Genomic DNA, 18,081 nt, shown 5'->3' on the forward strand with positions numbered 1-18,081 from the left:
ATTAACCTTGCGCATTCTTGAGGTTAAGTAAGTCTCTTACATTGCTTTGCGAGGCTAATGTCATGTAAATGGCTTGCAAGTAACCTTGCTGGTGCAGCTTTGCTAATGCGTCAGCAGACAATCCGGCTAAGGTTTCTTCATTGATGGTATAAAAACCGATCATCTGATTTTTTTGACCGTTGTCTAACTCAATATCTAAAGTGAATGATTCCAGCAATTGATGTTCAATCAAGGCATCGACAAAGCGTTGACCATCTTGTAAACCATGATGTATGACCTCAAGAATTTCGCCGACTTCATCGAGTAATGGCGTGTTACCGCCGTAAGGTAAAAATAATGCTTCACCTTCGGTTTCGCTGACTCTAGGGTGGTCTAAGTCCACATGAATAACGCGTTGCTGACGTTCTACACCGTCTTCAAGTACGGTTTGTTGACCGATTAAAAAAGGTTGGCGACGCACAGTAAGCGGCACGTATGATGCGCTCCAGCCTTGTTCACTTAAAAACACGTTATCATTTTGCTGAAAACCAAATAGTGCCACCGCGTAAAACTGACCTGTGGCAGTATCTTTATGAAAAAAGATCGGGTAGTGGGCTTGCACGCTGCGAAACTCTTGCGGAAATGTCACGCTATACCAAAGGTTATCGCCTAGTGCAGCAGAGCGATGAGTCATCACTTTTACGTCTTTATGTTCAATGCTGTTTAGTAATACATGTTGGCTCATTTTAATGTCCTATCTTATTCGTTCAAATACGTCGTATTTTTATGATTATTGTACGTGAATTTTGTCTGTAATCTTATTTGCGTTGTTATCGTGATTATTTATGTCATGTCTTAAAGCTTAGGGAAACCATATTGCGCAACTTTATCGAGTAACTCGCGATTACTCGGCAGGTTTTTAGCAAGCGCTTGGGTGCGCTGTTGATTGTCATTAAACAGTCGCTGTGCCAATTGTTGCATTGACGGTTTCACATGATTGGGCAATTGGGTGTTATAGCCCATGCCATAAAGTACATATTGAAAACTGGCTGCCGGAAATAAGGCTTCTTTATAACTAATATCTTGTTGGCTCGGTGTTTGATAACGCCATAATTCGAGCATGGCTTGTAAGCTGTCGGGGATTGAGTTTGACTCACGATGGTCACGCCAATAACCATCAACTTCACGTCGGCTTATCACATAATGCAGCTTTAAAAAGTCGATAATTTGTTGCCAGTGTAGTTGATAGCGCTCGTTAACTCGCGTAGCAATCGTGTCCATCACCATACGATTGGGTGGTAATTGTTGGGCTAAGGTAGACGCAGTCCATTCTATTAATGCCAAAGCCGACGCTTCTAATGGTTCGATAAAGCCTGCTGCCATCCCGATAGCAATACAGTTATTTTGCCAGCATTTAGCACGATACCCAGGGTTAATCGTCAGTTGTCTCGGTTCCAATTTGTCAGCTGCAGCGCCATCAACACCGAGATAATTAAACAATGTTTGCTGTGCATCTATGTCATTGGTATGGCTTGATGAATATACATAGCCGACACCTTTACGCGTTGGTAGGCCTATATCCCAAATCCAACCGTTTGACTGTGCAGTTGAGTGTGTGCAAGACGCAATAGGGCTATTTGCATCAGGGTAGGGGACTTGTATCGCTAGTGCGCGATCATTAAAAAGCACCGATTTTTGACATAAAAAAGGCACTTGCAAGTGTTCACCTAACAGTAGAGATTTTGCGCCGGTGCAGTCGATAAATAACTGGCCACTGATTTCGCCATGTTGTTTAGTGATCAGCTTGTCGATGTCGCCATGATCGTTATTAATAATTTGACTGACATGGTCGCGAATATGGGTGACGCCGAGTTTTTGAGTGCAATGCTCTGTGAGTAACTGACTAAACTTAGCGGCATTAAGGTGGTAGCCGTAGTTATTTTGAAAATGATACTGAGCAGTGGCAATGCTTTTGGGGGCTAAACCAAGCTGAGTTAATACTTGCTGGCTACAAACGGCTTCGGCAAAGCTGACTTGTTCGGCATGAGGCAGCCAATATTGGCATAAGTCGAGTTCTTGGTGACCGTGGGGCAAACTAAATGGATGTAAATAGCTGTCAGTGACCTTGCTTTGTGGGTCTGCACACCAATTGATAAACCGAGAGCCCTGTTTAAAGCTAGCATCACATTGGCGAATAAAGTCGTTCTCATCGATACCAATTTTGCTCAGGGTTGAGCGCATTGAAGGCCAAGTGCCTTCACCTACGCCAATAGTGGCCACATCCGGTGATTCGATTAAAGTAATATTGAGTTTGGGAGAGTGAGCTAAAACACCGTTATCAACATTATGTTCAGCGGCCAACAAACCGGCAGTTATCCAACCAGCTGTACCGCCTCCAACGATGACTATTTCGGTTATTGGTTTTTGCATCATCTTTACCTACGCTTTTGGCGTGATTATTATTTTTATTCTGATGAATCTAAAAATCTGATTGCTTAAAAAACACATTAACTAGCATTCAATAAAATGTCAGCACATTCAAGTAATAGTTTTTTTATGTTTTGCGTGTATGGTTTCAAACAACTAGGCGTAAAAAATAGTAACGTCCTTGTTACTCAATATGTTGCAATAAAAGGAGGTGACAAAGGCTGGCACCTCAACGACCTGAAAGGGAACTTGAGTGAATTCCGTCTAACACTGGGGTATTAGCCGAAATATCACTCAATGACTATTGCATTACGCTATAGGCTAGAAAGTGTAGCGAGCACCTAAACTATAACGAGCGCCGGTTTCGGTTAGGTTTAACACTTGCTCTTCTGCACGACCGTGAACACGGATGTACTCTTCAGTAATGTTAAGTCCTTCGAAAAACACGGTTAAGCCTTCAACAGATTCGACATCATAACTAACAGACAAATCGATTTGCGAGTAAGCTTCTGTGTACTGTGGGTTAGCGCCAGTACCTTGACCTGTAGAGTTTAAGAACTCATCACGCCAGTTGTATGCGATACGAGCTTGGAAACCATAATTCTCGTACACCAATACCGCATTAGCAGTGTCACTGATACCGATTAATGCTGACTGTGCATCAAATGAGAAGTTGTCGTAAGCCTGATCACTATCAACCAAGGTGTAGTTGGCTATTACACCAAATCCGCTTTCGCCGAAGAAGTGTTGAGCCGCAAACTCCCAACCATCAATGACTGAGTTATTAGAGCTATTTGATGGCGTTGAAATATTAAAGTTCAACAATTCATCATTATTAGCTGCACTGCCGCTAATAATTTGATTGGTGGCATCTACAGCAGCATTATCAGCATAATTTGCGAAAATATAATCACGAACAGCGCCAGCTTCAGTTGTCCCCGTTGCGGCCACAGCAGCTTTATATAAATCACCAGATGCTGGGTTATAAATGCCGTTAGTGGTTTTAACTGTTTCAGAACTGATAAAGTTCTTAGTGTCTTTACGGAAGTATCCTACCGACACGTAGCTCGATGGCGCGTAATACCACTCTGCCGAGAAGTCGATATTTTCAGACTCGAGCGGCAATAATGTAGGGTTACCAGCAGAACCACCACCATTACTACGATTGGCAAGGGTCGCTAATACCGTACCGCCTTGAATATCTGTGTAGCTAGGACGACCAATGGTTTCGCTGTATGCTGCACGAAGCATGACATCTTCTACCACTTCAATATTAAAGTTGAAGCTTGGAAGTAAATAGTCGTAATCACCGGTTTTGGTTTCAAAAACTTGCTCACCAGTACCCACTAATGCAATTTCAGTTTCAGCAATCCAATTTGCGCCATCATAACCAGCAACGGCTGCGGTCGAGGTGACATCAGTTTGCTCATAACGAAGTCCGAAATGCACGTCATATGGCATGCCGGCAATTTCATTATCGTAGTTGTACTGTACATAAACGGCTTGTGATTCTTCTTCAGTGTAACGGTCTGTTTCAGCGGCATAGTTTGTTGAAGGGCAGAAGCCATTACCACAATCACCACTGACAGCAGAGGCATAGTTTGCTGCTGCAAAATCACGTACTGACGCAAAGTCCCACATGAAAATGGTATCTAAAACATCGAAGCTACCGTCTGAAAGTGAGAAGTCACCACCATTGGCGTCAAATTTGTCATGAATGGTGTCAGCTGGGAACCATGCGTCTTCAAAGTCACCAGCAGAGCCTACTCCACCCCAATCGTTACGCTGAACGTTGACGCTTTGTGAGTGATTGTTTACGTTCGTTAACGCAACACCAAAGTCAATGCTGCCAGCATCTTCAAATAAGTATTCACCGTCAAATTGGTATTGATCAATTTCAGACTTATTACGTGCGTTACCAAAAACAGAACCGGTAAGCATCATGTCTGCAGGTGTCACTGCATTACCACCACCAACAGCAAGCACTGGTAAGTCACCGCTAAAGTCAGTTGCCGCGCTGGTACGCACAAACGCTGCAGTACTTAAATTGTTGTTTGAACCATAAAGGTTGTTTGGTTTGTTTTCCGCAACCGAGTTGTGCGCATCAAATGTCAGCTTTAAGTTATCTGTTGCTTGCCACTCAAGGTTAAAACCTAAAGAACCACTTTCGTTACGTACGCCATAATCACCAGCCGCCATAGATAAATCAGCAGGTGAACCATAAGTTTCAGAATAAATAAGTGGTGAGGCGATAGGGCCATCAGACCATACGTTTTCAGACGGAACGAAGTTAAACCATGCTGATACGTCATTCGATTGAGTGTCGATGTCGTTACGCATGTAGGTATAATCTAAGCTTGCGACTACGCTATCAACAGGGCTGTACTGTAATACTAACTGGCCGTTAGTACGGGTACGTTGTTGTTCTTCAAAACGATAAACAGTGGTTTGCGGAACTGAATAAATATCGCTATCACCAGGACGATTAACTTGGGTGCTGTCTTTAGCAACGCCGCCCCAATCACTGTTGTCAGCAGAACCTGGGAAGCTACGCCAGCCGGTCCCGACCTGTGCTTGTTGGTTGCCACTTTCACGCTCTTGATAACTGGCCGAGAGTGAAATACCAAATTTATCATCAGCAAACGTGTTTGAGTATAAACCTGATAACTCAGGGGTAACTGAGCCATTATCGGTTGATTGATCATCAACTGCTTTTACACCAAATGTGGCTTTTAAGCCCGGAGAGCTGAATGGCTTATGCGTTAAAATATCAATAGTAGAACCAATACCACCGGTTGAATCTGAAGCTTGGCTAGTTTTGTGTACTTCAACACCACTGATACTTTCAGAAGCGATGTTAGCAAAATCAAATGAGCGCGAACCTGTAGTCACAGGCATTTGACGACCATTGAGGGTGATCAAGTTGTAGTCTGGACCAAAACCACGCACGGATACTTTACTGCCTTCACCGTTAGAACGGTCAATCGATACACCAGTAATACGCTGTAACGATTCCGCTAGGTTGGTATCAGGAAACTTACCAATGTCTTCAGCTGAAATAGAGTCAACGACTCCACTTGATGAACGTTTCACATCCATTGATTTAATTAAACTGCCACGAATACCAGTAACCGATATTACTTCGATATTTTCTTCACTTGCTTCATCAGCAGCATAGGCTGGTAACATACTGCTCACACCAAGCACTAGCGATAAACTGGTCGCAAGCTTAGTTTTTGTAAATTTTGTTGTTTTCATCTAGGAAATCCCCATTGACTAGATTTTACTTCTCTCAATATTGCGGGTTAGGCGCAAATCGTTTTTTTAATTCTCTATCCACGCAGTAATCATTATTTATAATTGTAGGGTTATAAAACATCTAATGTAAGCGCTTACATAAAACTAGTGTAAAATGTGACCGCAGTCAACAAAAACAAGTTCGAATTATTACATTTCATTAACTCAGATGTAGATTTTTTTATACTAAATATTGTTATCCATTGTTTTTAAACATTTTTAATTTAATATTTATTTCCGCGCTAAAATGTAAGCGCTTTCTTTTGTGGGTTAGATTGTTACCAATTATATTTATGACTTATCTTACTATTGGGCTCGAATAAGGTGTGCTCAGAGGCAGAATCTAAGGTGTTGTCATGTATTTGGGTGGCATGGTTGTCAATCAATAGGGTTAACACTCACGCCTTTGACTTCATCCTATTACTATCATCAGCGCTGGCTCGTTCAATATAGATACCTTGTGAAAGCAACAATGGTGGTGAAGGTGTTACATTGAATGTTAGATACGTTGGACTATTATATTGTCTGGTGAAAAGGGGAGCTGATAAGTGACTTGAACATGCCAGTAATCACCTAGCTCAGGTAATCGTAATAATGTCAGTCGTGAGCAGGTATTGGAGTTTCACTTAAATACTGAGTGTTATGTTAGCGGTGAATATGTGAGAGGTTTGCTTTTTATTAGTGGGTCGTATCAAAAATCAAATGTTAATAGTTATTACACTCGTTGATAGTTGCTGTATTAGCTAATAGCGACTGCATTATGAGCCAATACCGTTGCTAAATAACATGAACAATTAATGATATATGCTCATGTTATCTGTCTTGTAAATTCAGGTTATTGACTTTTTAGGTTAACCGCTTTGGCTGAATCACGAATAAATAATTCTGGCTGAAATGAGCGTTCAATTACCACGTCTTTATTGTTGTAAACTTGTCGAAGTACCCAGCGAGCGGCCATTTTACCCATCTCGTTAATGGGGTTACTGACGGTAGATAATTTAGGTGAAATATATTGCGGGAAAGGGATATTATCGTAACCGATAAATGAAATATCTTCCGGAACACGCAATCCATGCTCTAAACACACTGCAATAGCGCCTGAGGCCATCTGATCATTAGCACACACTACAGCTGTGATCGGTTTGTTCATCGACAATAAACGTTCCATCGCTTCACAACCGCCAGCTTCTTTAAAGTCACTTTCAACGCAAAGGGTGTCATCAAAATCGATATTGTATTGTTGCAATGCTCGTTTATGTCCTTTTAGGCGATCTCTCACATCGAGCTTAAACAATGGCCCTGAAATGTATGCGATATCTTTATGGCCAAGTGATAAAATGTGCTCGGTAGCCATGAAGCCACCTTGTTCATTTTCAAGATAAACACAGCGTTCTTTGATAGCGTCTATATAGCGGTTAATAAATACCACCGGCGTTGAACCTTTACTGAGCTCGATTAGGTAATCGTCTGATACAGCCTCAATATCCAAAATAAGGGCATCACAGCCGCGACTCATTAAAAACTCAACCCCTTCTTTCTCTTGTTTCTCGTCACTATGACCAGCAGCAATAATCACGTGCTTGTTAGCTGTTCTAAGGGCTGTTTCAATTTCGGTCATCATGGGACCGTAAAAAGGACCGTCAAGCTGAGACACCAAAACCCCGACACTGTTTGAACAGTTCGAGGCGAGTGACTGTGCAATCGTATTAGGCCGGTAACCTAACGCTTTCATTGCATCGAGTACTTTTTGTTTGGTTTTATCGCTTACTTTGGTGTTGTTGTTCATGACTCGGGACACAGTCGCCAGAGACACACCAGCCATCACTGATACATCGTAAATAGTTGCCATATAATGAGTATTAAAAAGCCGTCTTGGAGCACATGGCTCCAAGATTAACATGCTTTTATTTTGCTTCTCTATTTAATTCTAAGTGAATTTGGTCCACTTTTTGATTATCTAAAGTGTACCAGCGCATTACAAAAGCCACGACTAAAGATCCAATCGCAGGGTAAATAGTGAATGATAATAATATACCTTGCTGAGTATGCTCCGTTTGCATGGTATCAGGCTGATAACCATAACCTGCTAATAACCACCCCGCAGAAGCACCACCAATGGCAACACCCAGTTTGATAAAGAAAATCACTGAAGAATAAATCATCCCGGTAATGCGTACGCCATTTTTATATTGGCCATAATCGACAACATCAGCCATTTTTGCCCAAAGTAATGGGGTGGCCATGTTGAAGGTAAAGCCCCAGATAATAAACATTCCAAAGGCGAGCACGACTTGATCGCTAGGTACAAAGTAGCTCACTACGCACATCGCTGCCGCAAGCAGTTGCAAAGTGATATAAGCTTTGACCTTACAAAAGCGTTTAGCCAAAGGCTCAGCTAAAATACAACCAAATATATTACCAACCATACCCAGAGTGATAAATAGGGTGATGGAGTCCGGCATGTTAAGGAAATATTTAACGTAGTAAATCGCTAAGCTAGTGCGTAACACCATGCCTGATAATAAACACACTGCCGCAATAGCTAACACACGCCATTGGTCATTTTTGAGCATATCGGTAAAGTCTTTCTTAAAGCTAGACTGTTGATCCGCTGGCGGGTGTAAACGCTCTTTAGTACCCCAAAAACAGGCAAGAAACATCGCAACACCCAAAACGCTCATGGCGGCAATAGTCAGTTGGTAACCTTTGGCTTGATCGCCTTGACCTAAAAATTCGACTAGGGGTAAGGTTAAACCTGACACCAATAAACCACCGAGCATTGCAAATACAAAACGGTAAGATTGTACTGACACTCGCTCTTTTGGGTCGGCTGTTAACACGCCGCCTAATGCACAATATGGGATATTAATGGCGGTGTAGACCATCATGAGTGCGGTATAAGTAACGAAGGCATAAATCATTTTGCCGTCTTCAGTTAAATCAGGAGTAGTAAAGGCTAAAACACTGATAAAACCAAAGGGTAGGGCAAACCATAATAGGTAGGGTCTAAACTTACCCCAACGGGTATTGGTTCTATCTGCCAACGCGCCCATCAATGGGTCGGTGACCGCATCAATTAAGCGTACAGCTAGAAACATGGTGCCGACAAATGCTGGCGAAATACCGAAAATGTCGGTATAGAAAAAGGTTAAAAACAGCATAACAGTTTGGAAAACAATATTACTGGCAGTGTCCCCGAGCCCGTAAGCTATTTTTTCTCTGGTGCTTATCATACATGCCTCAATTGTTGTTATTTGTTAAAATGATGCAACTGTTTGAATAGAACAAAGCCGTTTTATACAACGGCTTTATCTGGTTAACATATTATTTTCTTAAGTTTATAAATTCTCGATACGCATAGGCGCTGGCTTTCAGGGTGCGTTGTTGAGTTGTATAATCAACATAAACAATCCCAAAACGTTTTAAATAGCCTTCAGCCCATTCAAAATTATCCATTAAACTCCACGCAAAATATCCTACAACATTAACGCCTTGTTCAATGGCATTATTTACTGCATTTAAGTGAGCGTTATAGTATTCGAGTCTGTCTTGATCATCCACTTTACCGTCTTGCAATTTATCATCCATTGCCGCACCGTTTTCAGTAATGTAGATCGGCGGTAAAGGATAAAGTGCATGCAAAGAGGTTAATAAGTCGGTGAAGGATTGTGGGTATATTTCCCAGCCAATATCTGTTTTAGGTTTGTCGACCATATCGATTTGGCTAAAGCCATTTACTGGGTCTGCTTTATAGACCGCACGGGTGTAAAAGTTAATGCCTAAGAAGTCGATAGGTTGAGCAATAATATCAAAGTCGCCTTGTTCAATAACGGGCATATCTTCAGCGGCGAAGTCATTAATAATGTCAGGGTAGCAACGGTCAAACAGTGGTTTGATGTACCATTGATTAAAGTACTGATCGGCTTTACTTGCGGCGTTAACATCTGCTGCAGAGTCTGTCGCGCTATAGCAAGGCGTGAAGTTAAGTACGATACCATTTTGGCTATTAGGACTGTTTTTTTGCAATACTTTCATGGCTAAACCATGAGCCAATAATAAATGGTGTGCAGATTGACGACCGAACGCTTTGGTTGCTAATCCAGGCGCATGAACGCCAATTTCGTAACCTAAGTAAGAACTGCAAAATGGTTCGTTAAAGGTTGCATATGAATAGACTCTGTCACCGAATGCCTGAGTGATTTTGTCGGCGTAGTCTGCAAATAAATAGGCCGTTTCGCGATTTAACCAACCACCATTATCTTCAATATGTTGTGGTAAATCCCAATGGTATAAGGTCACAAAGGTTTTAATACCACGACGATTTAATTCATCGAGTAAGTCGGTATAAAACGTCACACCTTGCGGATTGAGGCTGCCATCTTTATGCATTACGCGTGGCCATGAAATCGATAAACGGTAGGCGTCAACGCCTAGCGATTCAATTAGATCGACATCTTCACGCCATAACTTTACATGCTCGCATGCTTGCGAACCGTCAGAACCATCACGAATTTTGCCTGGAGTCGCACAAAAGGTATCCCATATACAAGGAAGACGAGAATCCACTGCGCCTTCAATTTGAAAAGAAGCAGTCGCCACACCAAAGGTGAACGCTTTTGAATGCATTTTAGAATCGGCTGGTAACATAATTTTCATATTTAAATTCACTTAGTATTATTTAATTGTGTCTATTTTTATAACTAACTTATTACGTTGAAATACCCTGATAAAAGGCCTTGCGCCGTGATAGATACGCAGTAAAAAATAAGCTCTCGCGTTTAAAAATCGTTGACATCAGTTATCGATATGTTAAAAATGAAAGCGCTTACATTGAGATTAGTGATTAATTATCCAAAGGTCAATAATTGATTTGGTTAATTATTGAATGCTTATCTGCTTGCTCAAGTGTGGAAATGATCACCAGTCAAATGTCTAGGGTTTACGGGGAATTAACTCTTGGCGTGAGATTATTGGTATCCATTCAATGGCGTTATGTACTGCAACCCAAGATAACTATTAACAACAATAAGGGAATGTCATGGCGACTTCACCGCTTCAACCTGAGTTGGCAAATGCCGATTCGACTCACCAGCAAGGCAACTTTCGTTTTGCTTTGATAGCGTTAACCTCGTTATTTTTTATGTGGGGCTTTTTAACCTGTTTAAATGATATTTTAATCCCTTATTTAAAAAACATGTTCGACCTTAATTACACCCAAGCAATGCTGGTACAGTTCTGCTTTTTCGGAGCCTATTTTATTGTGTCTATTCCGGCAGGAGCCCTAGTCGGTAAAATTGGTTATCAAAAAGGTATTATTACCGGATTGGTTATTGCATGTGTAGGGTGTTTACTGTTCTATCCATCGGCCAGTTATGGCTCTTACAATATGTTTTTATTTGCTTTTTTTGTACTGGCTTCGGGCATTACCATCTTGCAAGTATCAGCAAATCCATATGTGAGCGTATTAGGTCCAGCCGAAACCGCATCGTCTCGTTTAACCTTAACCCAAGCATTTAATTCATTAGGCACCACGGTGGCGCCATTTTTTGGTAGTTGGTTAATTTTATCGACCGTTGAACATGACAGCAAAGTCACTGAGGTTGGCGAAGTGATTGGCCAGCTATCGATTCAGCAACAAGCCTCTGCAGTACAAACGCCTTACCTTATTTTAGCGGGTGCGTTGTTTGTATTAGCATTCATTTTTATGTTGTTAAAACTGCCTTTACTGGGCAAACGAGACACTCAGTCTAATGCCGCTGTAAAAGGTAGCGCATGGCAATACCCGCATTTGGTGCTGGGTGCCGTGGGTATTTTTGTTTATGTGGGCGCTGAAGTAGGGATTGGCAGCTTTTTAATTAGTTTTTTAACTCAAGATGATATTGGCGGCGTGTCTGAATCGGAGGCTGCGCATTACATTGCTTACTACTTTGGTGGCGCGATGGTTGGGCGCTTTATTGGTGCTGCAGTCATGCAAAAAATTAACGCAGGCAAAGTACTCGCGTTTAATGCGCTATGTGCGTGTGTTTTAGTGGCAGCAGCCATGTTGAGTGCCGGTACCGTTGCCATGTGGGCATTGTTGCTAGTCGGCTTGTGTAATTCAATCATGTTCCCAACCATTTTCAGTTTAGCGCTACAAGATTTAAAACAGCACACCAGTCAGGGTTCGGGTATTTTATGCTTGGCCATTGTCGGAGGTGCTGTTTTACCATTATTACAAGGCATGTTAGCTGACAGTTTAGGCATTCAATTAGCCTTTATTCTACCTTTGTTATGTTACGTATTTATTGGTTATTACGGTTTGATTGGATGTGCTGCAAAACGTCCAGTATTCGCAGATAAGGTATAAGGGAAGACCATGAGATTAACTCAATTACAGTGCATGCATAAAGTCAGCACACCGACAAAAACAAGCTTGATAGCCTTAGGCGTATTGCTTGGCTTAAGTGGGTGCGGCGAGAACAACAACGCCACTCAACAAGATAAAAAAACTGCAGTTACCCCAGCCATGGTTGGTGATACAGCAGCTAAGTCGTCATTAGCCATTTGGCCGGATCTTAAGCCTGCTATCGCCAAAGATGATGCTTTAGAAGCCAAAATTGATGCGTTAGTGGCTAAAATGACTATAGATCAAAAAGTCGCGCAAATGATCCAACCTGAAATTCGCGATATTACCGTTGAAGATATGCGTAAATATGGTTTTGGCTCGTATCTCAATGGTGGTGGTGCATACCCTAACAATGACAAACATGCTACGCCTGCAGATTGGATTGCACTGGCGGAATCTTTGTATCAAGCATCGGTCGATGACAGTGTTGATGGGATTAATATTCCAACCATGTGGGGCACCGATGCCGTACACGGTCATAACAATGTTATCGGCGCGACTTTGTTCCCGCATAACATTGGTTTAGGGGCGGCTAATAACCCTAAGTTAATTGAAAAGATTGCCGCTATCACGGCAAAAGAAGTGATGGTGACCGGTATCGATTGGGTATTTGCTCCAACAGTCGCCGTAGTGAGAGACGATCGCTGGGGCCGGACTTATGAAGGTTATTCAGAAGATCCACAAATCGTCAAAGCCTATTCTTATGCCATCGTTGAGGGCCTGCAAGGTTCTGTTAATGGTGACTTTTTATCTGATCAACATGTGATTTCAACTGTTAAGCACTTTTTAGGCGATGGCGGCACTGAAAATGGCATCGATCAAGGCGATAATATTGCCAGCGAACAAGACTTATATGACATACATGCACAAGGCTATGTGGGGGGACTCAATGCTGGGGCACAAAGTGTTATGGCATCATTTAATAGCTGGCATGGGGTTAAAAATCATGGCAATAAATATCTATTAACAGATGTACTTAAAGATAAATTAAATTTCGATGGTTTTGTGGTAGGTGATTGGAACGGTCACGGACAAGTCGCTAACTGTACCAATGAGTCGTGTGCGCAAGCCGTTAATGCCGGTTTAGATATCTTTATGGTGCCAACTGCCGCTTGGAAACCGTTATATGAAAACACCATTGCACAGGTGAATAATGGCGAAATAAGCCAAGCGCGTATTGATGATGCGGTTAAACGTATTTTACGGGTTAAGTTCCGTGCAGGTTTGTTTGACAAACCTAGCCCTGCCAATCGGCCGTTATCGGGTAAAACTGAATTAATTGGCCAAGCAAGTCACCGTGATGTGGCACGTCAAGCTGTACGTGAATCTTTAGTACTGCTTAAAAACAATCAAGGTTTATTGCCTTTAGCGCCTAATGCAAAGGTGTTGGTTGCAGGTGATGCTGCGGATAATATCGGTAAACAATCGGGTGGCTGGACCATTACGTGGCAGGGTACTGATAACCAAAATAGTGACTTTCCTGGTGCTACGTCAATTTACGCTGGTATTGATAAATTGGTCACTCAAGCTGGTGGTACAACAACATTAAGTGTTGCGGGTGAATTTGAACCACAGCAAAAGCCAGATGTTGCGATTGTTGTGTTTGGTGAAGAGCCGTATGCAGAAGGTAACGGCGACATTGATAACTTAGAATATCAACGTGGAGACAAGCGTGATCTTGCTTTATTGCAGAAGTTAACAGCGCAAGGTATTCCAGTGGTATCTGTGTTTATTAGTGGCCGTCCTATGTGGGTTAATGCTGAGTTCAACAGCTCTGATGCATTTGTCGCAGCCTGGTTACCGGGTTCTGAAGGGCAAGGCGTTGCAGATGTGTTATTTACTCAGGCTGATGGCAAAGTTGCTCATGATTTTGTCGGTAAATTGTCATTCTCATGGCCTGCGACACCTCAGCAAACTCAGATTAATGTGCCATTAGCCCAATACAACACTAAACAAGCACAAGCTGATTATCAGCCGCTTATACCTTATGGCTATGGCTTAACTTACCAATCTACTGCCAGTGATGCGGTTGTGTTAGACAATTTGTCGGAAGACAATTTAGCTGCAACTCAAACACTAGAAGATTTACCTTTATTTGAGCGCGCAGTGAAATCGCCTTGGTCAATGTTCATCGCTAACGCTTCTGAGCGCCAAGGGTTAACCAGTAGCGTAGCGCAAAATAGCGCATTAACCATTCGTACTATGGATCGTGTGGTTCAAGAAGATGCGCGCTTAGTCTCTTTTAATGGTAATGAGCTGGGCACTGTCGGGTTAATTAGTAATTTCCCTCGTGATTTAAGGGCTTACAGTAATAGTGATGCCACGTTATCAGTGAGTATTAATGCAACACAAGCACTGCAAAAGCCGTTATGGCTAGGGTTGGCATGTGAAGGTGATTGTCGTAAGCAAATCGATATTGCCAAGCAGGTGAATACTCAATTAGGTGAATGGCAACGTTTAAGCTTTTCATTGGCATGTTTTGCTGATGAACCAATGGATTTTGCTAAAATTGTGATGCCATTTTACCTTGCCACCGACGCGGCAGTGGAAATTCGTTTCAGTGATGTGGTCATTCAAGCAGCATCAGCAGAAAACACCATACAATGTAACTAATTAAAAGCGAATTAGCCCTATCTGAGTCATTAGATAGGGCTAATTAAACTCAATTTTAAATAGTAATGGTTTGCGACGCTTGTTGTTTTACTACTGCGTGCGGCAAACAGAGAACGATAAATGGATAAGGACAAAAATGAACAAGCTCAATAAGCATCATTCATTTGTATCCTGCTTAACTGCGTTAACTTTGTCGGTCATATTTCTGTCTGGTTGTAATGCTGATGATGTAACAGAACAAGCAACAGATACAGTGATACCCAATACCGCAGGATCAGGTTGGCAACTGGTTTGGCAAGATGAGTTTGAGGGTAACCAAATAGACACTGCTAGGTGGAGCTTTGCCGTTGATTGTTATGGTGGTGGCAATGATGAGGCTCAGTGTTATACCGCACGGCCTGAAAATACTGCAGTTAGTGATGGTTTGTTAGCGATTACGGCATTAAGAGAAACTTTTTCTGGGCCTGCAGTAAATGATTCTGATCCAAGCTATGACGTAAACGATACATCGAAAACATTAGATTACACCTCTGCTCGTTTAGTATCGAAAAACAAAGGTGATTGGAAATACGGCCGTTTTGAAATTCGCGCCAAATTACCGCAAGGTCAGGGGACTTGGCCGGCGATATGGATGTTACCGACAGATTGGGTATACGGTCCTTGGGCTGGATCAGGTGAAATAGACATTATGGAGGCCGTAAACCTTAAGGTTGTTACCGACGATAAGGCGCCAGAGTCTGCAGTACATGGCACATTACATTACGGTAAACAATGGCCCAACAATGTTTATACGGGCACAGAATATCGTTTACCACATGACCTCAATCCTGCAGACGACTTCCATGTTTATGCTGTTGAATGGCAACAAGGTGAAATCCGTTGGTATGTCGATGATGTTCATTTTGCCACTCAACGAGCATCGGGTTGGTTTAGCCAGTATGTCGATGATAATGGTGATGTGGTCAACGCACCTGATGATGCACCGTTTAATCAGCCATTTCACATGTTACTTAATCTTGCTGTGGGTGGCGCATGGGCCGCGAATGTGAATAAAACTGGTATCGATGAGTCGATTTTTCCGCAGTCGATGTTAGTGGATTACGTGCGTGTATATGAATGTGCTAAATCACCTAAAACAGGTGCCGGATGCGAAACAATTGATGGCAGTGTTGACGTTACCTTAGGCAAAATAGCACCAGAAATTATGTCACTAGACTCAGCGCTTTAACAGTGGATTTTGTTTTATGTAGTCAATAATCATCAACTAGCACTGTGAGTGACGATGGTTTTTTACTGTGATATCCCAGCTAAATAGTGTCATTTTATGATGTTGATTTTTAACTGAATACGAATGCAAAGATGCACTGTTTGCTTTGAGTGGTGAGTGGTTTAGCTTAGTATCGAGCAAGTTTAGAGGTGTTGTCAGTATGTTGTAAGCATGTAATGGCATGATCAGAGTGTTTTGGTTTAAGTGCGATCAAATGATTATATAAATTTATGATGTCAACAATGGCATAATGGAGCAAATGCACCTTAATGGTATTGAAGCCGTTATAGATTTTAAGGAATTGATTTGTCGAACATTACATTTTCTCTAGCTGAGCTAGAACAGGTAGTCGCCATTGCTAAAGATGCAGGTACTGCGATTATGCAGGTTTATGCTCAAACTGATTTGCAGATTGAGGTTAAACAAGACGATAGCCCTGTTACTGCAGCCGATATTGCCAGCCATAATGTGATTGTCGCTGGCCTTAAACAGCATTTTGCTGATATTGCTGTAATGAGTGAAGAAGCGGCTGATATCAACTGGGCAGAGCGACAAACGTGGCAAACGTATTGGTTGATCGATCCGCTAGATGGCACCAAAGAATTTATTAAACGCAATGGCGAATTTACCGTCAACATAGCCCTTATTCACCAAGGCAAAGCCATTGCCGGTGTGGTATATGCACCAGTATTAGACAAATGTTATAGCGGTATTGTTGGTCAAGGGGCATGGCTTGAATATAATGGACAAATATCGTTATTAGATATTCGTGACAGAGCATTGCAATCGCCACCTATTGTAGTCGGAAGCCGCTCTCACGTTAGCCCTGATGTTGCCGCTTATTTACAGACTATTGGCGAACACCAAATGTTAAGCGTCGGCAGTTCATTAAAATTTTGTATGGTGGCCGAAGGGCAAGCAGATGTGTATCCAAGATTAGGCCTAACCAGTGAATGGGATACCGCCGCAGCGCAAGCAGTATTAGAAAGTGCTGGTGGTCAGGTGGTTGAATATCCAGCGCTTACACCGCTGCAATACAACCAAAAAGAAAATATTTTAAATCCGTATTTTATTGCTGCTTCATCGGCATGGTTTGCACGCAAATAGCGCTAATCGTTATCAGCTCTTGCAAGCCCAATATGGAACCCCAATTAATAATAAGCAAATGGAGTGACAAGTTATGATGCGCATGGGCGTCGATCTCGGTGGTACAAAAATTGAAATAGTGGCTTTAGCCGATGATGGATCTGAAATTTTCAGAAAGCGCATTCCTACGCCAAAAAACTATCCTGGTACCATTGAAGCCATTGTCAGCTTAGTGGCTGATGCAGAATCAGCAACGGGCCAAACCGGCTCTGTTGGGGTTGGCATTCCAGGTGTTGTGTCACCGTTTACTGGCTTGGTAAAAAACTCTAATTCAACCTGGATTAACGGTCATCCGCTGGATAAAGATTTAAGTGAAGTATTAAGCCGTGAAGTACGTGTAGCTAATGATGCGAACTGTTTTGCAGTATCAGAAGCCGTTGATGGCGCAGCTGCTGGTAAAGGGGTTGTATTTGGCGGCATTATTGGTACCGGTTGTGGTGCGGGTGTTGCGATTAACGGTCGTGTCCATGGCGGCGGTAATGGCATTGGCGGAGAGTGGGGACATAACCCATTACCGTGGATGACAGCAGATGAGTTTAATACCACTACTTGTTTTTGTGGTAATCGTGACTGTATTGAAACCTTTATTTCTGGCACAGGCTTTGTTCGTGATTTTCGTGAAGCGGGTGGTGATGCCACTAGCGGTATTCAAATTTCTGAGATGATGCAACAAGGCGATCCGTTAGCCACAGCCGCATTTGAACGTTATATCGATCGCTTAGCGCGTTCACTCGCACACGTGATTAATATGATGGACCCAGACATGATTGTACTTGGCGGCGGCGTCTCTAATATTGAAGCTATTTATACTGAATTACCTAAAGTGTTACCCAAATATGTTGTTGGCCGTGAATGTGGTACCCAAGTGGTTAAAAATAAGTTTGGGGCATCATCTGGTGTTCGTGGTGCAGCATGGTTGTGGGGCAAAGACGAGAAGTAATCACTTCTTACGCGATATGCAAATACA

General features: G+C 42.3%; 11 protein-coding genes. 5 read left to right on the forward strand and 6 right to left on the reverse strand.

Going from position 1 to position 18,081, the window contains the following annotated elements:
* Position 1 precedes the first annotated feature (1 nt).
* The 6 genes from CXF88_RS09755 to CXF88_RS09780 all read right to left on the reverse strand — a co-directional run bounded on the left by CXF88_RS09755 (position 2) and on the right by CXF88_RS09780 (position 10,359).
* A complete protein-coding gene (locus tag CXF88_RS09755) occupies positions 2–724 on the reverse strand; it encodes a SapC family protein (RefSeq protein ID WP_101086663.1) in 723 nt (240 codons plus the stop codon).
* Positions 725–834: 110 nt separating this feature from the next.
* Positions 835–2,412 (reverse strand): tryptophan halogenase family protein, encoded by a 1,578-nt coding sequence (locus CXF88_RS09760; RefSeq protein ID WP_101086664.1) that lies wholly within the window; start codon positions 2,410–2,412, stop codon positions 835–837.
* A gap of 315 nt (positions 2,413–2,727) precedes the next feature.
* The gene (locus CXF88_RS09765; protein WP_101086665.1) at positions 2,728–5,664 is read right to left on the reverse strand and encodes a TonB-dependent receptor; all 2,937 of its coding nucleotides are present in this window, start codon (positions 5,662–5,664) and stop codon (positions 2,728–2,730) included.
* A gap of 874 nt (positions 5,665–6,538) precedes the next feature.
* A complete protein-coding gene (locus CXF88_RS09770) occupies positions 6,539–7,552 on the reverse strand; it encodes a LacI family DNA-binding transcriptional regulator (protein WP_101086666.1) in 1,014 nt (337 codons plus the stop codon).
* Positions 7,553–7,607: 55 nt separating this feature from the next.
* On the reverse strand, positions 7,608–8,936 hold the full coding sequence (locus CXF88_RS09775) for a glycoside-pentoside-hexuronide (GPH):cation symporter (protein ID WP_101086667.1): 1,329 nt from the start codon (positions 8,934–8,936) through the stop codon (positions 7,608–7,610).
* 91 nt (positions 8,937–9,027) lie between these two features.
* The gene (locus CXF88_RS09780) at positions 9,028–10,359 is read right to left on the reverse strand and encodes a GH1 family beta-glucosidase (protein WP_101086668.1); all 1,332 of its coding nucleotides are present in this window, start codon (positions 10,357–10,359) and stop codon (positions 9,028–9,030) included.
* A 382-nt stretch (positions 10,360–10,741) separates the two neighbouring features.
* Between CXF88_RS09780 and fucP the strand changes: the two genes are divergently transcribed.
* From fucP to mak, 5 genes are all read left to right on the forward strand, one after another.
* Positions 10,742–12,049 carry an L-fucose:H+ symporter permease gene (gene fucP / locus CXF88_RS09785; protein ID WP_101086669.1) on the forward strand — a complete coding sequence of 436 codons (1,308 nt, stop codon included), beginning with the start codon at positions 10,742–10,744 and terminating at the stop codon, positions 12,047–12,049.
* A 9-nt stretch (positions 12,050–12,058) separates the two neighbouring features.
* On the forward strand, positions 12,059–14,701 hold the full coding sequence (locus CXF88_RS09790) for an exo 1,3/1,4-beta-D-glucan glucohydrolase (protein ID WP_101086670.1): 2,643 nt from the start codon (positions 12,059–12,061) through the stop codon (positions 14,699–14,701).
* A gap of 136 nt (positions 14,702–14,837) precedes the next feature.
* Complete coding sequence (locus CXF88_RS09795; protein WP_101086671.1) at positions 14,838–15,929, forward strand: glycoside hydrolase family 16 protein; 1,092 nt, start codon at positions 14,838–14,840, stop codon at positions 15,927–15,929.
* 345 nt (positions 15,930–16,274) lie between these two features.
* Positions 16,275–17,075, forward strand: coding sequence for a 3'(2'),5'-bisphosphate nucleotidase CysQ (cysQ, locus tag CXF88_RS09800; RefSeq protein ID WP_101086672.1), 801 nt, complete (start codon positions 16,275–16,277; stop codon positions 17,073–17,075).
* Positions 17,076–17,148: 73 nt separating this feature from the next.
* Positions 17,149–18,054 carry a fructokinase gene (mak, locus tag CXF88_RS09805; RefSeq protein WP_101086673.1) on the forward strand — a complete coding sequence of 302 codons (906 nt, stop codon included), beginning with the start codon at positions 17,149–17,151 and terminating at the stop codon, positions 18,052–18,054.
* The last annotated feature ends 27 nt before the right edge of the window (positions 18,055–18,081 follow it).

This window comes from Shewanella sp. ALD9, assembly GCF_002836315.1.
GTDB lineage: Bacteria > Pseudomonadota > Gammaproteobacteria > Enterobacterales > Shewanellaceae > Shewanella.